Here is a 22,063-nt window from a genome sequence, read left to right as displayed (position 1 = left end):
GTAACGGTACAGAGAGCTGCGGGAAGGTGCGACGCAGTCCGTAAGGGATCTGAACTCGCTTGGGAGCCGGGAGCCGAACGTTACGAATGCCGTATGAGCGGCCGTGACTCAAGCTTACAAACGGTTGGCCTCCGTTAACGGGCGCGCAGCGAATGTTAAGCTTCCATCCCTTCCGCATTCGCTGCCGTAAGCGGACTTTCCCGTGGGGAAGGTCAACAAGAGTGGTACCGCGCCGGCACAGCCGTCGTCTCTTTCTGGAGACGGCGGCTTTTTTGCATGCTCGGGGCGGCTGAGAAAGGCTGTCACGAAAACTTTCAACCGGAGTTTTAAATAAACCCGAAACGGGTAATCAGGAGGATAACGAAAATGACAAAACGGCAAATTAAAATTTTTGATACGACTTTGAGAGACGGCGAGCAGGCACCGGGATGTTCCTTATATCCGGAAGAAAAGGTCCGCATCGCGCGCCAGCTTGTGAAAATGGGCGTGGATACGATCGAGCCGGGCTTCCCGATCTCTAGTCCCGGCGATTTCGCCGCCGTGCAGCAGATTTCCCGTGAGCTGCAAGGGGTGGAAATCTGCGGCTTCGCGCGTGCGGTCAAGATCGACATCGACGCGGCGGTGAAGGCGACTCAGGACGCGGCTTTGCGGCGCATCCACATGTTTATCTCCTCGTCGGATATTCATCTCGACTTCCAGCTGCGCAAATCGCGCGAGCAGGTGCTGGCGGAAGCGCGCCAGATGGTTGCCTACGCGAAGCAGTTCTGCGAGCGGATCGAATTCACGGCCATGGATTCCAGCCGCACGGGCCGGGAGTATTTGTATGAGCTGGTGGAAGCGGTCATCGCCGAGGGCGCGACGATCATCAACCTGCCGGATACCGTCGGTTACGCGATGCCGGAAGATTACGGCAAAATGTTCTCGGATGTACGGAAGCATGCGAGGGGCGCCGACAAAGTGGAATTCAGCACCCACTGCCACAACGACCTGGGGCTTGCGGTTGCGAACAGCCTGGCGGCCATCCGCAACGGGGCGAACTATGTGGAAGTATCCGTGAACGGCATCGGAGAGCGGGCGGGCAACTGCTCCCTGGAAGAGATCGTTATGGCGATCGAGACGCACAAAGACACGCTGAACATGGAAACCGGCATCGCTCTGGAGGAAATCTACAATACGTCGACGATGGTCAGCCGGATGATGAATATGCCGATCGCGTTCAACAAGCCGGTCGTCGGCCGCAATGCCTTCCAGCACGAGTCGGGCATCCATCAGGACGGTTTGCTGAAAAACCGCAATACCTACGAAATCATGGAGCCTGAAAAGCTTGGCATTCCGCGTTCGATGATCATTCTGGGCAAGCATTCCGGACGCCACGCTTTGAAGCACCGGATCGGCCAGTACGGTGTCGATCTGGACGCCCGGTCCTTAGAAGAAGTGTACGCACGCTTCAAGGACATGGCCGACGAGCAGAAGCACGTCACGGACGACGAGCTGATGAGTCTGGTCGGTGACGCGGGGGCTTCCGCGGCGGAGCGCTTCTCGCTGGTACAGCTTCAAGTCGTCAGCTCCAGCGACCGCAGCCGCGTGGCATCGGCGACCATCCGCGATAACGAGAGCGGCGCAGAGGCGACCTGGTCGGGCACCGGCGACGGACCGATCGAAGCGATCGTCAACTGCATCCGTCAAGCGATTCCGATGGATGTGACGTTCGCCGATCTGGAGCTGTACTCCTTGTCCGCCAGCGAAAAGGCGACCGGCGAAGCGACCGTGACGGTATCCTGCGGGACGCAGACCTACAAAAGCTCCGGCTTGGATGTCGACATTCTGTTCGCGGCCGCCAAAGCTTTCCTGTCGGCCTGCAACCAGGCCGTGCGGGCCAACCCGAGTGCTTCACAAGGTGTAACCTTAATGGCTTAAATTATTAACAGGATGATGTGAAGAACTTATTCACACCCCCTGTGGATAATGTGCATAACTTGAAAAACCCCGTATTTTTCAGGCTTCCGCTTTTTGTTCCTTTTCCGTATAACTCTCGGATAACATTTTCAACAGAATCTGTGGATAATGTGGATAAATCTGTTTATAAGTGCTTAAAGCGCCGAAAATCCGGCGCTTTTTTATATTTTGACTGTGGATGAAAATGTGGATAAAAAACGTGGTTCGGCCGTGGAAAAAAAGGTGTATATAAAAGGAAAAACCGATTCGCAGGGAGTGAGCCTGAATGAATAAAGAAGCCTTTTATCACGGAACGAGAAGCAACTGGGCTTATGCGTATGATAACCAAACGATTCATTTGAGAGTCCGTACACAAAGGGATGACGTGGAAGAAATCACGGTGATCGCCAGCGATAAATACGATTGGGACACTTTTTATCAGGAAATATCCATGACTAATACCGCTTCGGATTCGCTGTTCGATTACTGGGAGGCGGAAGTCGTGCCCGACTACAAACGCCTGTCCTACTGCTTCAGGCTTAGTGCAGGAAGCGAGCGGCTGTGGATGACGGAAACGGGTATTCATTCCGAACAGCCTCATCCGCCCGGCGGCTATTACGCATTCCCGTATATTCATGAAATCGACCTTTTCAGTCCCCCGGCCTGGGCCAAGGATGCGATCTTTTATCAGATCTTCCCGGAGCGCTTTGCCAACGGAGATCCGGGGAACGATCCCGAAGGCGTACAGCCGTGGGGCGGAAAGCCGGAGCGCGAGAACTTTTTCGGCGGGGACCTGCAGGGGGTGCTCGATCATCTCGACTATCTCGTGGATCTGGGCATCAATGCGATCTATTTCACCCCGGTATTCAAGTCTCCTTCGAACCACAAGTACGATACGCTGGACTACACGCAGGTAGACCCTCATTTCGGCGATAACGCTCTGCTGAAGAAAGTGGTCGCGACCTGCCACGAGCGCGGAATCCGGGTCATGCTGGATGCGGTTTTCAACCACAGCGCACTGGAGTTTCCGGCTTTTCAGGATGTGAAGGAGAAAGGGGAGGAGTCCGCCTTTGCCGACTGGTTCCATATCAACGAATATCCGATTGCCGTAAAAAACGGAATTCCCACTTACGATACATTCGGTTTTTTCGAAGGCATGCCGAAGTTCAATACAGCCAACCCCGAAGTGAGAAAGTATCTGCTCGACGTAGCCAAGTACTGGATCGAGGAGATCGGAATCGACGGCTGGCGGCTGGATGTCGCCGATGAAATCGACCACCGCTTCTGGCGTGAATTCAGGCAGGTGGTCAAGGCGGCCAATCCGGAAGCTTACATTGTCGGGGAGGTATGGAACGACTCCTTGATGTGGCTGCTGGGCGACCAGTTCGATTCCGTCATGAACTATCCGTTCTCGGACAAAGTACTGGAGTTCTTCTCGGGGCCGGGCATGGACGGCCACTCCTTCGCGAGCAGCATGGGTTTCCTGCTCATGCGGTATCCGAAACAGGCCAACGAGGTCGTCTTCAACCTGCTGTGCAGCCACGACACTCCGCGTGTATTGACGAGAGTAGGCGGCGACAAAAGAAGACTGAAGCTGTGCGTGGTCTTCCTGATGACGTACATGGGGACGCCGTGTATTTTTTACGGGGACGAAGTGGGGCTTCAAGGAGAAGGCGACCCGGATTGCCGCCAGTGCATGGAATGGCATCCCGATATGCAGGACCGCGAGCTGCTGGATTTCTATAAGCTTCTGATCCATCTCCGCAAGGAAAACCGGGCGCTGCGTGAAGGGAGTTTCCGGTTTCTGAAAGCGGACCACGGCGATCCCTGCATCATTTACGAGCGGATCGACGCCCATACGCATTTTACGATCTGGATGAACAATACCGAGGAGCGGGTTACGCTGCAGCATCCTATGGTGGCGGAAGATTGGCGCGATGCGCTGTCGCAGGAAGAAGTCAAACCGGTGGACGGCGTGATGCATATCGAGCTGGAGGAGCTGGGCTACAGAATTTTATATAGATCGTTAAAAAAATAGTCGAATGTTGTCGATATAGTTCCTATCTAATTATTTGGGGGGAACTATGAAATACTTAAAACGAAGCGTGACGGCGAAAATGATCACGATGATGGCAGCACTGGTGGTGGTTCTTTGCGCGTTGATCATGACCTTGACTTATTTGCAGCAGAGAGGCGATTACTACAGCCGACTCAAATCGATTGAGCGGGTCGTAGAATTGGGATGGGAGCAGCAGCTTCCTTTCCTTACAAAAGCAATGGATCAGATGAAAAGCACGGGGAAACCGGACGCCGCGGCAGCCGAGCTGGAAGCGATTCGCACGATGATGGAGCATTATGTAAAAGACGGAGATATGTCCAACGTCGCTCTATACTATCCGGAGGAAAAGACGGCGGACGGCAAGACGGCTCTGACCGTTGTCGCGGCCAATGAGACACTGGATAAGGCGGGGCTCAAGCCATTGACGGACTACACCTTCTCCGATCAGTACACCCAAGCTTTCGAAACGGTTAAAAAGACCGGAGGCCAGGGCGTAACGTCGGTATATACCGATCAGGCGGGGGAATGGGTGACCATTCTGAGCCCGGTTACGGACGAGGCCGGCAAAACAATGGCTTATGTCGCCATCGACTTTGACTACGGCACGCTATCCTGGGATTTGAACAAAAGGCTGCTGATGAGCTTGGCTTTTTACGTGGGCGTTGCTCTGCTGTTCGCCTGGCTTCTGGGTATATTCTCCCGCAGAATTCTCAAGCCCATCGGGGAGCTTTCCCGCCTGTCGCTGGAAGTGGCGGAAGGAAATCTGGCCGTGGCCATTCCGGTCCGCAGCGAAGACGAGTTCGGAACTCTGGCCCGGAATTTCAACGCGATGACGGCGAGCATCCACAGCCTTATTCTGGGCATCCGGGAGTCTTCCGACCAGGTGAGTCATGCCGCGGAGGTGCTGGATACCAACGCGAAACAGACGACGCAGGCCACGCATCAAATCGCGACGGCAATCGAGCAGGTAGCGTCCGGAGCGGAACGCCAGCTGCAGAGCACGCAGGAAAGCTCGAACGCCATGGAAGAGATGGCGACGGGTATCCAGCGGATTGCCGAATCCGCGGGTTATGCGGCGCAATCCTCGGAATCCGCTTCCGAAGAGGCGGCCCGGGGCAACGGGATGATTCAGCACAATGTGAAGCAGATGAGCCGGATGAACGATACGGTGCAGCGTTCCGTGGAATCGATCAACCAGCTTGCGCAGCTGTCCGAGGAAATCGGCGGCATTACGGCGCTGATCTCGGATATTGCGAACCAGACGAATCTGCTGGCGCTGAATGCGGCTATCGAGGCTGCACGCGCAGGGGAACACGGACGCGGCTTCTCGGTCGTATCCGATGAAATCCGCAAGCTTGCCGAGCAGTCCAGGCAGTCCTCGGACAAAATCGCCGAGCTGGTCGTCACGATCCGCGCCGGTACGGGTCAGGCCGTGGGCACGATGAGCCAGACGGCCGAAGAAGTGACGGAGATGACCAAGTTCGTTTCCGAGAGCGGGGAAGCCTTCCAGCGCATCGTGAATCATATGGACGAGCTTGCGAAGCAGATACTGGAGGTTTCTTCGTCCTCCCAGCAGATGTCCGCCGGAACGGAAGAAGTAGCCGCGTCCATCTCGGAGCTGTCTCATATGAACCAGCAGACCGTGGAAAGCTCCCAGACCGTCGCCGCTTCTTCGGAAGAGCAGCTCGCTTCCATGGAGGATATTTCCGCTTCGGCCGGTGCGCTGAGCGATATGTCCCGGGAGCTTAAGCAGAGCATCAGCCGCTTTAAGCTGTAATCGGCGAAATTCCGAACGACAGGAGGCCCTAGAGGGCCTGTCGTCCGGTCCGTCGGACTAACCAGGCTAAGCTGATTATTCCGCTCCGGTTAGCCTGATTATCGCTTGAAGCGGGATAACCGCAGGTATAACAAAAAGAGGCCCGTCAGGCCTCTTTTTTTGCGTTTATTTTGTCGGGCTGGGCTGATTTCAGCCCACAAGAGTCTCCCACTCCTCGTAACACGCTTGCAGGCTTCCTTTTTTCTGCTCGATGAGGGCGTTCTTCTCCTGGACAAGCACATAATCGTTGTAGACCGCCGGATCGGCCAGCTCCTCCTCCAGAGCGGTCACTTCCTCTTCCAGCCGGGCGATATCCTGCTCGAGCTGCTCGATCCGCCGCTGGCGGTTGCGCTCTTCCCGCTTGGCCTGCTTGTCCGCTTCGTAAGACGAAGGTTTATCCGCCTGCTGCGCCGTGGAAGACGCCGAGGAGGCCTTGGCCTTGCTGTCGCGGGCCGCCTGTTCACGGGCGCGTTCGGCTTCCATTTCGGCGAGCTCCGCTTTTTTCTCGAGATAATCGTCGTAATTGCCGAGATAATGAGTCACGCCGTGGCGTTCCAGTTCCAGCATGCTTTCCGCCATTTTGTTCAGGAAATAACGGTCATGGGAAATGAAGAGCAAGGTGCCTTCGTAATCGAGCAGAGCCGATTCGAGCACTTCCTTGCTGTACAAGTCCAGATGGTTGGTCGGCTCATCGAGGATGAGCATATTCGCATTAAGCAGCATAAGCTTGGCGAGCGCTACGCGCGCCTTCTCACCGCCGCTTAGGGACGCGATTTTTTTGAACACGTCCTCGCCGCTGAAAAGAAAATTGCCGAGCACGGAGCGGATGCGCGCTTCTTCTATAGTAGGGAACGTGTCCCAGACCTCTTCCAGGATCGTTTTCTGCGGGTTCAGGGTCGTTTGTTCCTGATCGTAGTAGCCGATCTTGACGTTGGTTCCCCAGCGGATGGCGCCGGTATCGGGGGACAGCTTGCCGATCAGGGTTTTCAGCAGGGTCGTCTTGCCGATACCGTTCGGGCCGATCAGGGCGGCCGTTTCGCCGCGCCTCAGCTCGAAAGAGACGGAATCGAGAAGGCGTTTGCCTTCTCCCACGGACAGCGCCAGATCCTTCACCTGCAAAACCTCCTTGCCGGAGGTCTGATCGATCTGGAAGGAGAAGCTGGCGCGCTTGAGATCGCCGAGAGGCTTATCGATCCGTTCCATCCGCTCCAGCGCTTTGCGGCGGCTCTGCGCGCGCTTGGTCGTCGTGGCGCGGACGATATTTTTCTGCACGAAGTCCTCCATGCGGGCAATCTCTTCCTGCTGCTTCTCAAACTGCTTCATGCGGATTTCATAGTCCGCTTCCTTCAGTTCGACGAAGCGGGAATAGTTGCCCGTGTAGCGCTTGGACGACGTGCGCTCGATTTCGTAGATCGCCGTAACGAGCGAGTCGAGGAAATAGCGGTCGTGGGATACGACCAGAATAGCGCCGGGATACCCGCGCAGGTAGGACTCCAGCCACGTCAGCGTGCGGATGTCCAGATGGTTGGTCGGCTCGTCGAGAAGAAGCAGGTCCGGCTCTTCCAGGAGCATTTTGGCCAGGGCGAGACGGGTTTTCTGCCCGCCGCTGAGCGTCTGGATCAGCGTATCGGGGGGGAACTCCCCAAACCCCATACCGTGCAGGATGCCGCGTATTCTGGCTTCGATTTCGTAACCGCCCCGCTCACGGAACCACTCGGATCTGGCGGAATACCGGTTCATCGTGTCCTCGTACGCCTTGGCGTTATCGATCAGCTTCGGATCCGCCATCTGCCGTTCCAGCTCGCGCAGCTCTCTCTCGACGGCATAAAGCGCCGTAAAGACCGTGCGCATTTCCTCGATGATCGTTTTGTCCGTCTGCAGACCGCCATTCTGTCGGAGATAGCCGATCCGGGTTTCTTTGGCTTTAAAAATGTCGCCTTCATCATAAGAAAGGTCGCCTGCAATAATTTGCAGCAGAGTCGACTTGCCGGCTCCGTTCACACCGACCAGTCCGATTCTTTCGCGGTCTTCGATTTGCAGGGATATGTTAGAAAGCACGGACGAAGTGCCGTAGCTTTTGCCGATTCCGTTTACTTGGAGAAGCATCTTTCGTTATTACCTCCATGATTGCACGATTTTCTTCATTAATACGGCTGCTTTGCAAAGTCCCGGGGATTAACCTGGCGAGATTTGCAAGCAGGCTCTGCCGCGGATAAGAATGACTCTTTTTAGTGTACAGGAAAAACGCCTCGAGGAAAACTGAACACATTTTTTTCAAACTTCCCGGCAATGTGATAAAATAATGTATACGACTGTCTGCATATGCCTTCTATCTAAAATAAGCTCCTTTGCCCCGCAGGCAGACAACCATCTACGAAATCCTGCCAGTCAGTCCAAAATAACAGCCCCAGCCGGAAAGAAGTTGCAGCTTAATACATGAACGGTTCCGATAAAAAAAAAATCCGCCGTCACGTCGAAACGCTCCGGGCGGAATTGACGCCTACGGAGAGAGCAAGCCGTGAGCTCCGCGTTAACGAAAGGCTGACCGCCTGGTTGAAAGGCGTAATCGCCAGCCGGAAACGTTCACCCGATACCTTCGGCGGTACGGCGCCTTTGCCGTTGAAGCAGCCGCAAGAAACGGCTCTTTCGGAAGAAGATTGTCCGAGTCGCGAGTACTCCGGCACAAAATTGTCCGCGGGCCGGGATACGGCCGGAAGCTGCGGCTCTACCCGTCTGCCGGACATTCCGATCGTTCTGGCTTATGTCCCCTTCCGCACGGAATGCGGGATTCACAGGACCATCGAAGCCTGCTGGGAAGCGGGCATCCGCGTTTTTGTGCCTCGTTCGCTGCATGCATCGAGAGAGCTTCTTTTTCACGAAATCACGCAGTGGAAAGACCTGCAGAAAGGGATGCACGGCATAATGGAGCCAGACCCCCTGAGCCCCGCTTTGCAGGATCCCCTCGCCGCTTTCGCTGTTCTCGTACCCGGTCTTGCTTTTGATACCGCTTGCGGAAGGCTCGGATACGGGGGCGGCTATTACGACCGCTTTCTTGAAAAGCTGCTGCAGGCCGCTCGCGAGGAAGGACGGGATGCTCCGCTCTTTGCGGCGGCAGCCTTTGACGTGCAGCTTGTAGAGCGCCTTCCCGTGGAACCGCACGATATCCGTTTGGATGTGCTGATTACGGAGAGCGCCGCATATACCCGGGATCCGGCAGCGGACCGGAAGAGGGGAGAGGAATCGGATGGAGCAGACGGATAAACTGACTCATTTTAATGAACAAGGGCGCGCCAAAATGGTCGACATCAGCGATAAAAAGGAGACCAAGCGGACAGCCGTTGCCCGTACGAGCGTTACGATGCTGCCGGAAACGCTGCTGCGCATCCGTGAAGGGCGGCTTGCCAAAGGCGATGTGCTTGCTGTCGCCCAGGTGGCCGGCATCATGGCGGCGAAGAAAACGGCCGACTGGATTCCGATGTGCCACCCGCTCGCTCTGTCCGGGGTGGACATCCGCTTCGTATACGAAAGCGGGACGGAACTCGGCATTGAAGCCGAAGTTCGCACAACCGGGCCTACCGGCGTGGAAATGGAGGCGCTGACGGCCGTATCGGCCGCGGCCCTGACCGTGTATGATATGTGCAAAGCACTCCAGAAGGACATGGTGATCGGGCCTACGATGCTCGTAACCAAAACCGGCGGTAAAAATGGAGATTTTCACAGATTTGATACCCATTCTTAATCAAATTTTGTTACAGTAGAGGAAGAGGTGAGAGGAATGCGCTGGAAAGTTGCGATTCTAACTGCCAGTGACCGCGGATCGAGGGGAGAACGGGAAGATACGAGCGCCCAAGTCATCCGCGAGCTGGTAGAGGAAGAGATTCAAGGAGATATCATTGAATACCGCGTCGTACCGGATGAAATGGACGAAATTATGGCGGCTCTTATAGAAATGACCGACTACTTTCAGGCGGATCTCATCTTGACGACAGGCGGAACGGGTCTTGCGGCCCGGGACGTTACCCCGGAGGCGACCTTGAGCGTCATCGACCGTTCGGCACCCGGTTTTGCCGAAGCCATGCGGATGAAATCGATCGAGAAGTCTCCTCGGGCTATGCTTTCGCGAGCGGTGACCGGAATCCGGGGCTCTACGCTGATCATTAACCTGCCGGGAAGCCCCAAGGGTGTCCATGAAAGTCTCATGGCCGTTATTGACGTGCTCCCTCATGCCTTGTCGATCCTAACGGGCCGGGAGCAGGAGCATGCGGATGAAAGCTGACCCGATGCTTCGTGAAGTAAAAGTGGAGGATGCGGTCGGTCTGGTCCTCGCTCACGACTTGACCCGGATTATCCCGGGAGAGTTCAAGGGGAGCTTGTTCCGCAAAGGCCACCAGATTTCGGAAGAAGATATTCCCGCTTTGCTAAGCATCGGCAAGGAGCATATTTACGTGCTTGAGCTTGCCGAAGGCTACCTTCACGAGGATGAGGCGGCTCTTCGTCTGGCGAGCGCCGTGCGGGGAGCGAATACCGAACGGACGGAACCGCACGAAGGCAAGGTGACGCTGAAATCGGCGATTCACGGGCTTGCCAAGATCGACAAAGCGTTCGTCGATCAAGTCAACGGCATAGGCCGCATCGTAATGTCGACCATCCGCACGAATACGGTCGTTAAGCCCGGGCAGCCTCTCGCGGGGACCCGGGTCATTCCGCTCGTCATCGAGGAGGAGCCTGTCGCCCGCGTGGAACGGCTTGCTGCGCAGCGGAGAAGCGCTCCGGCTTCGAACGCCGTGAGTTTGGAGCCGCTGAGCGGCGGCCCGGCGGATGCGGCGAGGGTGCCGCTTCCGGCGGCAGCGGCGGGGCTTGTCGCCGTGAAGCCGTTCCGCAGCCTGCGGGTGGGTCTGATCACCACCGGCAGCGAAGTGTTCAAAGGCCGAATCGGGGACAAATTCGGCCCTGTCGTGCGAGCCAAAGTCGAAGCGCTTGGCTCGAAAGTGATCGACCAGCGGTTCACGCCGGACGACATGGATGCGATCGTAACCGAGATCCGGCATTTCCTCGGACTCGGTGCGGATCTCATCCTGGTCACCGGCGGCATGTCGGTCGATCCCGACGACCGCACGCCCGGAGCCATATCCCGGGCGGGTGCCCGCATCGTCAGCTACGGGACGCCGATGCTGCCCGGCTCGATGCTGATGATGGCTTACATCGGCAGCGTCCCGGTAATGGGACTGCCGGGCTGCGTGATGCACGATCCGTACACGTCCTTCGACGTGCTTCTCCCGCGTATCTGCGCCGGGGAAGAGATTTTCCGCGAAGATATTACGGAGATGGGATACGGCGGCCTGCTCGGCTGCTGATTACACATTTTGAAGGAGGAAACATTCCGGATGTTTCAAAATATAGGCTTTACCGAAATTTTGCTGGTTGCCGTCGTGTGTCTGCTGTTGTTCGGACCGAACAAGCTTCCCGAGCTCGGGAGAGCTTTCGGACGTACCTTGAGCGAGTTCAAGAAGGGCGCGCGCGATATGATGTCCGAGCATGACCAGGCGGACAAGAAAGCGGCCGAGGTCAAGTCAGCCGCTGCAGCGCCCGAAGAAGTTCCGGCGCCAGCCTCTTTAACGCAAGCCGCTCCCGCACCGGCGGCGAGCAGTGAACGGGCGGTTTCGGACAACCCCCGCCGGCTTCCCGACTAAGGTTCCGGTTCAGTGAAGCTATACGTAGATAGGTTGGTGCTGCATGGATAAAGAACAACCTCTGGTCGAGCATCTGGCGGAGCTGCGCAAGCGGATCTTCTGGGTGCTGGGAGTCCTGGTCATCGGCCTCGTCATCGGCCTTGTTTTCGCCAAGAACGTCATCCTTTTTCTGAAATCCGTGCCTCCGGCCGATAAAATCGCGTGGCATGTATTTTCACCGTGGGATGCGCTCCGTTTATACATGAACTTCGGCTTTGTCGTGGCTCTGCTCATTACACTGCCGGTGATCCTTTACCATATCTGGGCGTTTGTAAGTCCGGGGCTCCGGGAAAGCGAGCAGAAAGCGTCGATTCTCTACATTCCGGGAGCGGTTGTCCTGTTCCTGGCTGGTCTTGCTTTCGGATATTTTGTCGTGTTTCCGATGGCTTTTTACTTTACGACGGCGATCAGCCACTCCATGGGAATTACCGAGCTCTATGGGGCAGCTCAGTATTTTTCGTTCATGTTTAACATTATTTTGCCACTTTCGGTTCTGTTCGAGCTTCCGATCGTGGTGATGTTTCTGACAAAACTGCGCATTCTGAACCCCAAGCGGCTGGCCAAAATGCGCCGTTACGCTTATATGGTTCTGGTCATCCTCTCGACCGTCATCACGCCGCCGGACGCAATCTCCGCTATTCTTGTGGCGCTGCCGATGATTGTGCTGTATGAGTTCAGCGTCCTGCTTTCGGGTTTTATTTATCGCAAACAGCTTGTCCAGGACGCGGCCTGGGAAGCGGAATACGGGGCACAAAAGTAACGGGCTGTCGGAAGACGGCCCGTTTTTTTCGGATCGGGGCCAAAGAGGAAGGGGTAGCGTTCCTTGGAATGACCGCGATGCTGCCGGAAAAGTGCCGTATTCCTCTTCTTAAGAGAGCCGGCAGCGCATAGGATACGAAGTTGGAACCGTTTTTTCGCCCGGGCCGGTAAAATCGGATTACAAGACGAATGAAATTCCGGCAGTCGGGGAACAATGGGGGAGGCGTTTCCTTGGGAACAGCTTCCATTCGGCTTTTTGCGGCAAAACAATAAAATTTAACAAAACCCACTTGCAAAACGATGGCAAAATCATTATCATTAAAAGTGTTGTTAGCACTTGAGATGTTTGAGTGCTAAAATCTAAAAATCCATTGACTACAAACTAAACTGAAGGAGGCTATTTATCCATGATCAAACCGTTGGGTGATCGCGTTATCATTGAAGCCATTGCGAAAGAGGAGACGACTGCTAGTGGCATCGTGCTTCCGGACACAGCTAAAGAAAAGCCGCAGGAAGGCAAAGTTGTAGCAGTTGGAAGCGGCACGCTGAAAGACGGCGAGCGCGTTGAGCTGGAAGTTAAAGAAGGCGACCGCGTTATTTTCTCCAAATACGCAGGGACTGAAGTGAAATACGAGGGCCGCGAGCTGTTGATTATGCGTGAGAGCGATATCCTCGCTATCTTAGCCTAATTTAGCGGATTCACATACTTAAGCCACTCATTTGAATACTTACCGCCTGAAGCCTCGGCCAAGGCCGGTTATCGGAATCGATATAGATGCACATGAACCTGTAAGCAGAATCAACCATTTCAGGGAGGGTTTTAACGATGGCAAAAGACATTATGTTTAGTGAAGACGCGCGCCGTGCAATGCTTCGCGGTGTGGACGCTCTGGCGAACGCAGTTAAAGTAACACTTGGACCTAAAGGCCGCAACGTAGTACTTGAGAAAAAATTCGGAAGCCCGCTCATCACCAATGACGGTGTGACGATCGCGAAAGAAATCGAACTCGAAGACGCTTTCGAGAACATGGGCGCACAGCTTGTAAAAGAAGTCGCGACCAAAACTAACGATGTTGCCGGTGACGGTACGACTACGGCTACGGTTCTGGCTCAAGCGATGATTCGCGAAGGTCTGAAAAACGTAACCGCGGGCGCTAACCCGATGGTTATCCGCAAAGGTATCGACAAAGCCGTTCGCGCGGCTGTCGAAGAGCTTGCAAGCATTGCGAAGCCTATCGAAGGCAAGCAAAGCATCGCTCAAGTAGCGGCCATCTCCGCTGCTGACGACGAAGTTGGCGAACTGATCGCCGAAGCGATGGAGAAAGTCGGCAAAGACGGCGTTATCACCGTTGAAGAATCCAAAGGATTCGCGACTGAGCTTGAAGTGGTTGAAGGCATGCAGTTCGACCGCGGATACATCTCCCCGTACATGATTACGGACACGGACAAAATGGAAGCCGTTCTGGAGAACCCTTACGTTCTGATCACCGACAAGAAGATCACGAACATCCAAGAAATCCTTCCGGTCCTTGAAAAAGTGGTTCAACAAGGCAAGCAGCTCCTGATCATCGCTGAAGACGTAGAAGGCGAAGCGCTGGCTACGCTGGTCGTTAACCGTCTGCGCGGTACGTTCACTTGCGTGGCTGTCAAAGCTCCTGGCTTCGGCGACCGCCGCAAAGCTATGCTGCAGGATATCGCTGCCCTGACAGGCGGCCAAGTGATCACCGAGGAACTCGGCCTTGAGCTGAAATCCGCTACGGTGCAACAACTGGGTACGGCTCGTCAAATCCGTGTAACCAAAGAAAACACGATCGTTGTCGATGGCGCCGGCGCTAAAGAAGACATCGATGCGCGTGTTTCCCAAATCAAAGCGCAGCTGGAAGAAACCACTTCCGAGTTCGATAAAGAAAAACTGCAAGAGCGTCTGGCTAAACTTGCCGGCGGCGTAGCCGTAATTAAAGTCGGCGCCGCTACCGAAACCGAGCTGAAAGAGCGCAAACTGCGTATCGAAGACGCACTGAATGCTACTCGCGCTGCGGTTGAGGAAGGCATCGTAGCAGGCGGCGGTACAGCCCTCGTGAGCGTGTACAATGCAGTTGCCGCTGTAGGTTCCGACGGCGACGAGAAAACAGGCGTGAACATCGTTCTGCGCGCTCTGGAAGAGCCGGTTCGCACGATCGCCGCGAACGCTGGCCAAGAAGGCTCCGTAATCGTTGAGCGTCTGAAGAAAGAAACGACCGGTATCGGCTACAACGCCGCTACTGGCGAGTGGGTGAACATGATCGAAGCCGGTATCGTCGATCCGGCGAAAGTAACGCGTTCCGCCCTGCAAAACGCGGCATCCGTTGCGGCTATGTTCCTGACAACCGAAGCGGTTATCGCCGACAAGCCTGAAAAAGACAAACCTGCTATGCCTGACATGGGCGGCATGGGGGGAATGGGCGGCATGATGTAAGATAGGCTGCAAAGCCTGTAGTGGCAAGGATTTCTCCTTGGAGGTTTGCCCACATTGTGTAAAACGAAGACACCTTAGAGTGATGGAAATCGCTCTAAGGTGTCTTCTATTATTTAGGCTCTGTTATTGTTAAGTGTTGATTTTTGTGCAAAAGAAAACCGCCTCTTGAACGGGCGGTGATTGCACTATCGTTTCTCGTTAGCGTAACAAACTTTAATCATGGAGAGGGGAGCACAGACTTGCTTGGACTGAGCCAATGCACACGATTCCCGAATATACAATTAGGTTTATTGAGCTTTTAGAGCTTGTTTAATTTTCTCATTTAAATCTTTATTTCTCGCAATAGTAATGTATTCGTCCGATTTATTAAAATAGTTTTCTGCGCCTAGGATTAATAGTCGGTCCACACCACTTTCTGAAACTACATATTTATATTCCCCATTATCAGTAGCTTCCTGTACTACAATATCTATTTCCTTGCCGTTCTTACGTTCAAGATGTACAAGTTCGAATATTCCCATATCTGTTTTAATGTACATCGAGTTATTAGGATTTGTATTAAAGAATGCAGTGTACTTAGAGTTATGAATTTCTTGAATGTTGAGCCCCTCATTGTATAAATGATCGAGCATCTCCTTAGCATGTTGATATTCGCTTGGTATAACTAATGGTTTTGATTCCTCTTGTGAACACCCGAGAGTCAAGGAGCTTAAAACTAATACGAGAATGATACAGATTTTTCTTAACAAAAAAATCACCTCCTAAACTTGATCCACTCTTTCAAAGCTTCAAGCAAATTCGCTTCGAAATTGCCTATTTTCTAGTAGAATGGCCAATAGTTTCTTTTTATTTTTCGGCATTGTAAGTAACAAAACAACTATCATTATTAGATATACTCCCATACAATATGGTATTAAATGGTAATGAGTGTGAAAGGGTAAGTAAGCGTTACGTCATTCAAATCCTTAATTTAATTCCTCCAACATGTATAGCTCAACATCACTAGCATTTGGTTTCAAAGTACGAATGCCAGTAGGCCATATATTCAAGACTCGTTGATTTTTACGATCGCCAATCATAGTTGAAGAAACATCGATCGTTATTTTGTCTACAAGAACGTTGTATTTGGGCACTATGTAGATGCGAACAGCTGCCTTTGAATCAAAATATTTGCCGTTTATGTGATGCTGCGCTTCGCCAGCCTTGGGTACAGTATGTTTTCTTAAAAGGAGCACTTCCTTTACTTCAAAAGACCCTTTCTCAAGTCTTTCCCGCATGGCAGATACGTCCCCAGCATTGAAATAAGTTAGAGGATCCTCTCCTACCCCATGTATGTTGATATTTATAGGTGCACGATGTTGAGAATTTTCTATTTCATTTTCAGAAATACTGTGAACAATATAATAAGCATCTTTAATATCTTCTACCGGATAAGCTTCTTTGTACGAATTTCTATACAATTCACTTAATGGATATTGTATTTTATCCCAGTATGGTGAGTCTGGGTCATTAGCGTCGATGATATAAAGTCCGGTAATGTCACCGACGAAAAAATCGGTCTCTATATGTAACTTTGTCGTATCAAATTTATTGGCATTTTCTATGCCGAGAAAATTCGACCAAACAGTGAACAGATTAGTTGAATGCCAGAATACTTCTGCGACTTCCAAAGTATGTCGGTCAATCGGTAAACTTTTCCCCGCATTATAAGAAATGACTCGTTCAATAACTACTACAGCCTGAGCACGAGTTGTGGCGGAATCAAGTGATAATTCGGTAGAGCTTGTGCCCGTCATCAGCCCTCGCCTTACCGATTCATACACCATTTGTTTGGATTCCATATTTTTGTGCATCGAATCGATGTCCTGTATCCTACTTTGTGGGGACGATTCAACCAATTGCTTAAAACTCCTTTGTCGAGTAGCCCTCTCTAAAGTCAATGCCATGTCACCACGGGTGAGTGGTTGATCCCATCCTTTCTGATAATCCCCCTGATAAATACCGCTTGTACCTGCCGATTTGTAAATTGGGGAAAACCAAGATTCCTCCGAGAGCTGGGATTCGGTGGGGATTTTTAACGCTCGCACCATCATAGCCAAAAACTCTTCTCCACTCACAGGAGCTTCAGGCTTGAAAGTTCCATCTTGATAACCATTTACATAACCTTTAACGACTGCTGATTTGATTTGCGCTTCAGCCCAATGCCCGGAAATGTCTTTTAAGTTTCCTGTGTTCGCTGCTCCTACATTTGGCATGGATGCTAGTGAAAAAATAAATAAAAAAGTGATAATAATTTTTGCCTTCAATTCTGCCACCCCATCCGGTAAATTTAGGTATCTACGAATGTATCGACAAGTTAATGAATCGAGTTTAGTTAGGAATTCCGACTCAACTAACCTGCCCGTTAGCGGGGTGAATGGCTGCCACGCGGCAGCCCTTCACTGTTTAACTAGCGTTCTGCGTTAGATTCCTGTAGATGGATCAATTTCAGCTTTGTAAAAAAAGGAGCGCCTCTGTACGATGGAAGTACGCTACGGGTCGAAAGCCCTCCATGTTGACTCCTGTCCGAGAGGACAGCAAAGATCATGCACGGAAAAATGGTTCTCTTTAAGCAAATCCACCTATCTTTGGTACAACCATTTGAGAGGTGGATTGATTTGGGAAGCGATTGTTACCCATTGTGCAGGTATGGACGTGCATCAAAAAAACATTGTGGTTTGTGTCATGATCGGTTTACCCGATGAAACGCCAACCGCCGAAACCCGCTCTTTCCCGACCACAACGAAGCACTTGTTATGAAATGCTGCGTTAGATGGAATCGAAGGGAGTTGGGCGGACACGGAAATCACATGCATATAATGAAAAAAACAGGCTATTGCTTTCGGGCGCGTCATCTCCCAGCGAAATTTATATTCAAGTTGCATTTGTCTGGGGATAATCTCAATATTGACTACAGATTTTGATTGATCTTCGTCAAAAGTTGTTGAAGAACTTGCTGATCGTCTTCGCTGAGATTCTGAACAATCTTCTCTTCTACCCGTTGGAAGGATAGTTCGAAGTCTTTGATCAAGGCAAGTCCCTTGGGCAGAACGTAGATGTTCTTCTGCCTTTCGTTGTGAGCGGGGATCTTCCGTTCGATATATCCCTTCTTCTCAAGTCCCTGAAGCATGCTTGTGATGCTTGCTCCGCGCACATGGAACGTTCGGAGAGGTCTTTCTGAATAAGGCCTTGATCCTGATGTTTATGGATGAAGGCTATTAATTTTCCCTGCTGAGAATTCAAGCCCAGTTCTTTAATGCTCTCATCGGGGAATTAGACATGAATTCGTTGAATGGAAAAGTAGCGTTGATCACCGGATCTTCTAGAGGAATTGGACGCGGCATTGCCGAGCGGTTATCGGAATTGGGGGCCAAGGTGGTCATCAATTATTCGAATAGCGCAGAGGATGCGTTAGCTTTGGTGGATACGATCTTGAGCAATGGAAGAAAAGCGTTGGCGGTTCGCGCCGATCTCAGCAGAATAAATGAGACTGAGGAGATGTTCGCCAAGACGATGGCTGAGTTCGGCCAAGTGGATATTCTGATCAACAATGCGGCGGTGATCACGAACAACCCTCTGTCCGAGGTGACTGAGAGGGAGTTCGAACATCAATTCTCGGTTAACGTCAAAGGGGTCTTCTTTGCTTGTCAGCAAGCATGGAAGCATATGGAGAGCAACGGGAGAATTGTGAATATCTCTGCAGCAGGGACGAAACTAACCTTCCCTGATATGAGTGTCTATGCGAGCACCAAGGGTGCGGTTGAACACCTTACTCGTCAGTTCGCCAAGGAATTCGGTTCCAAACAAATTACCGTCAATGCAGTAGCACCTGGCCCGATACAAACCGAGCAATTCTTCGTCAGCAAGTCAGAAGAAGAAATTGAGTTCATGAAGGGCATGAACTCCCTTGGCCCGCATGGGTACTCCTGTGGATATCGCCAATGCCATTGAATACCTAGTGAGCGATAAAGCCGATTGGATAACCGGTCAGACCATCCATGTTAACGGCGGAATGAATTAAACCATCGAAACCTTATGATGACGTCCTTGCTCGTCTGCGGCTTCGTCGGCATGTTCAGTGAGACGGCGCTGAATATCGCCATCAGCCATCTGATGGAGGTCTTCCACATATCGGCCTCTCCGCGCAATGGCTAGCGACAGGCTACCTTCTGACGCTCGGCATGCTTATGCCGATGACCGGATTGTTGCTGCAGTGGTTCACCTCCAGGCAGTTGTTCATCATCTCGCTTGTGAGTTCGATAACCGGCACTTTGATCGCGGCGATGGGCTCCGTCGGCCTCGTCATCATGTTCGCGCCTGCCATCGCCCCATCCTTATCTGGGCTGCTGATAGAAATCTGCCTTTTTTGTTGAGTTTGCGGTTCTCTGTCGCCCAAAGTGAAACGATAACGGAAGATTTCGCGTAGGGAGTAAAAAAGATAAAGTGACGCTGCAGCTTGGTTACATCCTATATGGGTTTTTCTGGTACAATAAAAGGAGTAAGAAAGTCGAGGAGGCGCCTAGGGATGACGGAAATCATCAAAGGAATAATTCCCTTGATCAGCAATCTGCTGCTAGCCGTAGGCCATTTCTTTTTGCAGAAGAAGATTGACAAGACCAAGTGGAAGGTGCCCCAGCGGGAAGAGAATATGAATTAGACTGCCGGAATAGAGGTGGTCTTTTTTTGTGACTATAGACCTATTAAAAATGATTTTTGAGGACCTGTTATGTGCCCTTAAGTCGTAAAAAAAAGAATTGTGTAATATTATGTAAGTGATATAATGAAGGAGGTAAATTTTAACTGTACAAAAGGGGAGCAAAGAAATGGCAAAGATGGTTACTTGCAAGACATGTTCGAAAGAAGTCGCAAAGTCGGCGAAGGTTTGTCCGGGATGCGGTGCAAAATTGAAGGCCGGTTTTTTTAAAAAGGCTATTCTCGGTGTAGTTGGTTTTATTATCGTGATAGCTATTATTGCAAACATGGGTAAGGATAAGCCGGCTACGGAAGCCTCTACGAAAGCGGGCACAGATGTTAAAAAGGATGCTGCACCGGTTCAGCAGGAATTGTCCAAAGAGGGCGTTTCGTCTGACGTCAAAATCGTAGTAGACGGTTTCGAATCGAAAGCCGAAGTTGGAGATAACCAATTCAGTAAAGCTAAAGCGCAAGGTGCTTTTAAAATTGTGAAAGTTACCCTTACAAATAATCAAAAAGACGCGATTACGATCGATGGCAACAGTTTTAAACTGATGGATGATCAAAAACGTGAATTTTCTTACTCCACGGAAGCACAGATCGCTCTGGAATCTTCCATTAAAGATAAAAAAGACTCATTTTTTTTGAAAAAGTTGAATCCGGGTCTATCCGCTACCGGTTACGTAGTGTTTGACGTACCTGCGGACGCCAAAGGTTTTGTTCTGGAAGCAAGCGGCGGGTTTACCGGCAAGAAGATCAAGTTGAAAGTGGAGTAGTCGTAGAAAAAGTAAAAGACAGTTCCTTTTCAGGAACTGTCTTTTTGGGTTGTTTAAATAAATTTAGCCGCCGTCAGGAAACGCTTCAGCATCGTTGCGCTTTGTGCGCGTGTAGCCTGCTGAAGAGGCTCGATAGTAGTCGAAGTCATGCCATCGATGATACCGAGGCTGAGTGCTGCGGCAATCTCATCTTTAGCCCAGACGATCTTGTTGGAGTCGTTGAACTTGGTGAGCATACCCTGTCCCTTGCTGATCTCCATGCTGGTATTTACACCCGCGTAGTTAAGAGCACGAACGACCATGGCCGAAAGCTCTTCACGGGTAATCTGGTTGTTCGGACGGAACGTTCCGTCTTCATAGCCGTCTACCAGCTTCAGTTTGGCTGCCGTTGCTACTACATCCGCATACCACTGGTTGGAAGCGACGTCTTTAAACGTAGATGTTCCGCCGGTGTTCTGAATGCCCAGAGAACGGACGAGCATAGCTGCGAATTCAGCGCGGGTTACACTGCGATCCGGCTGGAAGGTTGTGTTAGTTACACCGTCGACAACGAGCTTATTGGCGAGCATCGTAATGTTGGATTCTGCCCAGTGTCCCTTGATATCCGAGAAGGTCTTGTTAAGCTCAAGTACACCGTAAATGCTGTTGCCTTGACGCTTCACCATCACGTCAGTTTTGCCGTCGCTAAACGTGTAGAAAGCGGGAACGAACGTCATGGTCTTAGTCGTTTCGTTATACAGGAAAGCCGTTGTTTTCGCCTGGTTAAGAACAGTGTCAAAGTTCAGGCTGCGAGGCACGTACACATTGCCGGTGTTGATCATGCTTGTTTTACCGGCGGAAGTAGCTGCTTCAAGATTAAAATCAGCCGGTGTACCGATGATTTTGCCGCCCATTGCGGCCGCTTCAGTTTGCATTGTGCTGCGCATACTTTCGGAAACGAATTTCACGGTAACACGGATGTAAAGGTCACTTGCTCCAACGCTTAGAGAGGATGCAAGGGAGTCATAGTTAATCGTAGCAAGCGGTACATAGTAAACGGCATTGCCGTTTCTGACTGTAAGTTGCTTATTGTCACTGTTCTCCTTGAGCACCCATGCCGGGATATTCACCATGTCTCCGCTTAGAACAATCTCCAGTGTGTCGCCTTTAGCAAGAGCATCTTTCAGCGCCTGCGCATCAAGAGAGCCTTCAGCGCCGGCTTTAATGGAATTCACGGCTGTGCTTCCGTCACTAGGAGTGGTTACTCCGCCGTTATCGTTTCCATTACCTCCACCCGTTCCGCCTGTGCTTCCGCCAGGTGTCGTACCAGTGTTGGTATCATCGTTATTGTTGCTGTCATAGTTGGCATTGTTAGTTCGTGTATAAACGGAATCCACTACCGATTGGACATCTACATATTGATAGGTCGCGGGCATTACGGCAGAGAAATCATATTTATATTGTTTGGATGACTCGTCATAATAGTTTGCGTATGTAGCGCTAACTACCTTAATCAGGTCACCATTAGGGGCATAGATTCTAACTTCCGTATGATCTCCAGTCTTGTTGTCTAGATATACAGAGCCTTGAACTGTACCATTGTTGTAAGTAGTTTGGGAAAACGTTGAAGCGGCAGAAGCAAGTACCGGGGAAAAAGCAGAAAGCATTAAAGATAAGCACAGCACCTGTGCGGTTTTAGTGAACCTTTGATTCATCTGGACAACGCTCCATTCTTTCAGAGTTTTCTTTTTTTTACGGGTCAAGTTTGGCAACAATCTTTGTTCACCTCCATTCTTTAGAGATTGGATAATATTATGAAAGTAA

19 protein-coding genes, 2 pseudogenes and 1 other annotated feature (1 of these 22 only partly in view) are annotated in these 22,063 nt (G+C 51.7%); of the genes and pseudogenes, 16 read left to right on the top strand and 5 right to left on the bottom strand.

All coding sequences use genetic code 11. From position 1 onward, the window contains the following. Nucleotides 1-255: a binding site (T-box leader), on the top strand (it extends 32 nt beyond the left edge of the window). 111 nt (nucleotides 256-366) lie between these two features. The 3 genes from ACI48J_RS23725 to ACI48J_RS23715 all read left to right on the top strand — a co-directional run bounded on the left by ACI48J_RS23725 (nucleotide 367) and on the right by ACI48J_RS23715 (nucleotide 5,771). Beyond that, nucleotides 367-1,917, top strand: coding sequence for a 2-isopropylmalate synthase (locus ACI48J_RS23725; protein ID WP_405080502.1), 1,551 nt, complete (start codon nucleotides 367-369; stop codon nucleotides 1,915-1,917). Nucleotides 1,918-2,221: 304 nt separating this feature from the next. After that, on the top strand, nucleotides 2,222-3,973 hold the full coding sequence (locus ACI48J_RS23720) for an alpha-glycosidase (protein ID WP_405080500.1): 1,752 nt from the start codon (nucleotides 2,222-2,224) through the stop codon (nucleotides 3,971-3,973). Between the two features lie 46 nt (nucleotides 3,974-4,019). Continuing rightward, nucleotides 4,020-5,771: a methyl-accepting chemotaxis protein gene (locus ACI48J_RS23715; protein WP_405080499.1), complete on the top strand. Its 1,752-nt coding sequence runs from the start codon at nucleotides 4,020-4,022 to the stop codon at nucleotides 5,769-5,771. A 189-nt stretch (nucleotides 5,772-5,960) separates the two neighbouring features. On the opposite strand, the gene ACI48J_RS23710 is transcribed toward ACI48J_RS23715, so the two are convergent. Next, on the bottom strand, nucleotides 5,961-7,916 hold the full coding sequence (locus tag ACI48J_RS23710) for an ABC-F family ATP-binding cassette domain-containing protein (RefSeq protein ID WP_405080497.1): 1,956 nt from the start codon (nucleotides 7,914-7,916) through the stop codon (nucleotides 5,961-5,963). 330 nt (nucleotides 7,917-8,246) lie between these two features. On the opposite strand from ACI48J_RS23710, the gene ACI48J_RS23705 reads away from it, so the two are divergent. The 8 genes from ACI48J_RS23705 (at nucleotide 8,247) to groL (ending at nucleotide 14,753) form a co-directional block, all read left to right on the top strand. Further along, entirely contained in the window at nucleotides 8,247-9,071 is an 825-nt protein-coding gene (locus tag ACI48J_RS23705) for a 5-formyltetrahydrofolate cyclo-ligase (protein WP_405080495.1), read from the top strand. Beyond that, nucleotides 9,055-9,549: a cyclic pyranopterin monophosphate synthase MoaC gene (gene moaC / locus ACI48J_RS23700; protein WP_405080494.1), complete on the top strand. Its 495-nt coding sequence runs from the start codon at nucleotides 9,055-9,057 to the stop codon at nucleotides 9,547-9,549. The genes ACI48J_RS23705 and moaC overlap by 17 nt, the downstream gene beginning before the upstream one ends. A gap of 36 nt (nucleotides 9,550-9,585) precedes the next feature. Beyond that, nucleotides 9,586-10,086, top strand: a complete 501-nt coding sequence (gene mog / locus ACI48J_RS23695; RefSeq protein ID WP_405080492.1) for a molybdopterin adenylyltransferase — start codon at nucleotides 9,586-9,588, stop codon at nucleotides 10,084-10,086. Continuing rightward, nucleotides 10,076-11,164 carry a molybdopterin-binding protein gene (locus ACI48J_RS23690; protein ID WP_405083277.1) on the top strand — a complete coding sequence of 363 codons (1,089 nt, stop codon included), beginning with the start codon at nucleotides 10,076-10,078 and terminating at the stop codon, nucleotides 11,162-11,164. Before mog ends, ACI48J_RS23690 begins: the two co-directional genes overlap by 11 nt. A 30-nt stretch (nucleotides 11,165-11,194) precedes the next feature. Next, a complete protein-coding gene (locus tag ACI48J_RS23685; RefSeq protein WP_009675193.1) occupies nucleotides 11,195-11,500 on the top strand; it encodes a twin-arginine translocase TatA/TatE family subunit in 306 nt (101 codons plus the stop codon). 43 nt (nucleotides 11,501-11,543) lie between these two features. Then, nucleotides 11,544-12,299 (top strand): twin-arginine translocase subunit TatC, encoded by a 756-nt coding sequence (tatC, locus tag ACI48J_RS23680; RefSeq protein WP_326051171.1) that lies wholly within the window; start codon nucleotides 11,544-11,546, stop codon nucleotides 12,297-12,299. A gap of 406 nt (nucleotides 12,300-12,705) precedes the next feature. Continuing rightward, nucleotides 12,706-12,987, top strand: a complete 282-nt coding sequence (gene groES, locus ACI48J_RS23675) for a co-chaperone GroES (protein ID WP_009675186.1) — start codon at nucleotides 12,706-12,708, stop codon at nucleotides 12,985-12,987. A 137-nt stretch (nucleotides 12,988-13,124) separates the two neighbouring features. Beyond that, a complete protein-coding gene (gene groL, locus ACI48J_RS23670; protein WP_103997446.1) occupies nucleotides 13,125-14,753 on the top strand; it encodes a chaperonin GroEL in 1,629 nt (542 codons plus the stop codon). Between the two features lie 287 nt (nucleotides 14,754-15,040). Here groL and ACI48J_RS23665 read toward each other — a convergent pair whose 3' ends face one another. Then, nucleotides 15,041-15,502: a hypothetical protein gene (locus ACI48J_RS23665; RefSeq protein WP_405080490.1), complete on the bottom strand. Its 462-nt coding sequence runs from the start codon at nucleotides 15,500-15,502 to the stop codon at nucleotides 15,041-15,043. A 216-nt stretch (nucleotides 15,503-15,718) separates the two neighbouring features. Next, nucleotides 15,719-17,059, bottom strand: a complete 1,341-nt coding sequence (locus tag ACI48J_RS23660; protein WP_405080488.1) for an S-layer homology domain-containing protein — start codon at nucleotides 17,057-17,059, stop codon at nucleotides 15,719-15,721. A gap of 214 nt (nucleotides 17,060-17,273) precedes the next feature. On the opposite strand from ACI48J_RS23660, the gene ACI48J_RS23655 reads away from it, so the two are divergent. Then, nucleotides 17,274-17,552 carry a hypothetical protein gene (locus ACI48J_RS23655; protein ID WP_405080487.1) on the top strand — a complete coding sequence of 93 codons (279 nt, stop codon included), beginning with the start codon at nucleotides 17,274-17,276 and terminating at the stop codon, nucleotides 17,550-17,552. A gap of 151 nt (nucleotides 17,553-17,703) precedes the next feature. Here ACI48J_RS23655 and ACI48J_RS23650 read toward each other — a convergent pair whose 3' ends face one another. Beyond that, a complete protein-coding gene (locus ACI48J_RS23650) occupies nucleotides 17,704-17,922 on the bottom strand; it encodes a MarR family winged helix-turn-helix transcriptional regulator (RefSeq protein ID WP_405080485.1) in 219 nt (72 codons plus the stop codon). Between the two features lie 149 nt (nucleotides 17,923-18,071). On the opposite strand from ACI48J_RS23650, the pseudogene ACI48J_RS23645 reads away from it, so the two are divergent. The 4 genes and pseudogenes from ACI48J_RS23645 (at nucleotide 18,072) to ACI48J_RS23630 (ending at nucleotide 20,260) form a co-directional block, all read left to right on the top strand. Further along, a pseudogene (locus tag ACI48J_RS23645) lies at nucleotides 18,072-18,813 on the top strand (glucose 1-dehydrogenase). 14 nt (nucleotides 18,814-18,827) lie between these two features. Beyond that, nucleotides 18,828-19,147: pseudogene (locus ACI48J_RS23640) on the top strand (MFS transporter); the annotation flags it as partial. Between the two features lie 170 nt (nucleotides 19,148-19,317). Beyond that, on the top strand, nucleotides 19,318-19,449 hold the full coding sequence (locus ACI48J_RS23635; RefSeq protein WP_405080484.1) for a hypothetical protein: 132 nt from the start codon (nucleotides 19,318-19,320) through the stop codon (nucleotides 19,447-19,449). A 166-nt stretch (nucleotides 19,450-19,615) separates the two neighbouring features. Continuing rightward, a complete protein-coding gene (locus tag ACI48J_RS23630; protein ID WP_405080483.1) occupies nucleotides 19,616-20,260 on the top strand; it encodes a DUF4352 domain-containing protein in 645 nt (214 codons plus the stop codon). Between the two features lie 53 nt (nucleotides 20,261-20,313). Here ACI48J_RS23630 and ACI48J_RS23625 read toward each other — a convergent pair whose 3' ends face one another. Then, nucleotides 20,314-22,014, bottom strand: a complete 1,701-nt coding sequence (locus ACI48J_RS23625) for an S-layer homology domain-containing protein (RefSeq protein ID WP_405080482.1) — start codon at nucleotides 22,012-22,014, stop codon at nucleotides 20,314-20,316. Between the last annotated feature and the right edge of the window lie 49 nt (nucleotides 22,015-22,063).

Origin of the sequence: Paenibacillus chitinolyticus, assembly GCF_045038035.1 — a bacterium.
GTDB classification, from domain to species: domain Bacteria; phylum Bacillota; class Bacilli; order Paenibacillales; family NBRC-103111; genus Paenibacillus_F; species Paenibacillus_F chitinolyticus_A.
Note: the sequence above shows the minus strand (reverse complement) of the source record. Positions and strands in the feature narration are given on the sequence as shown.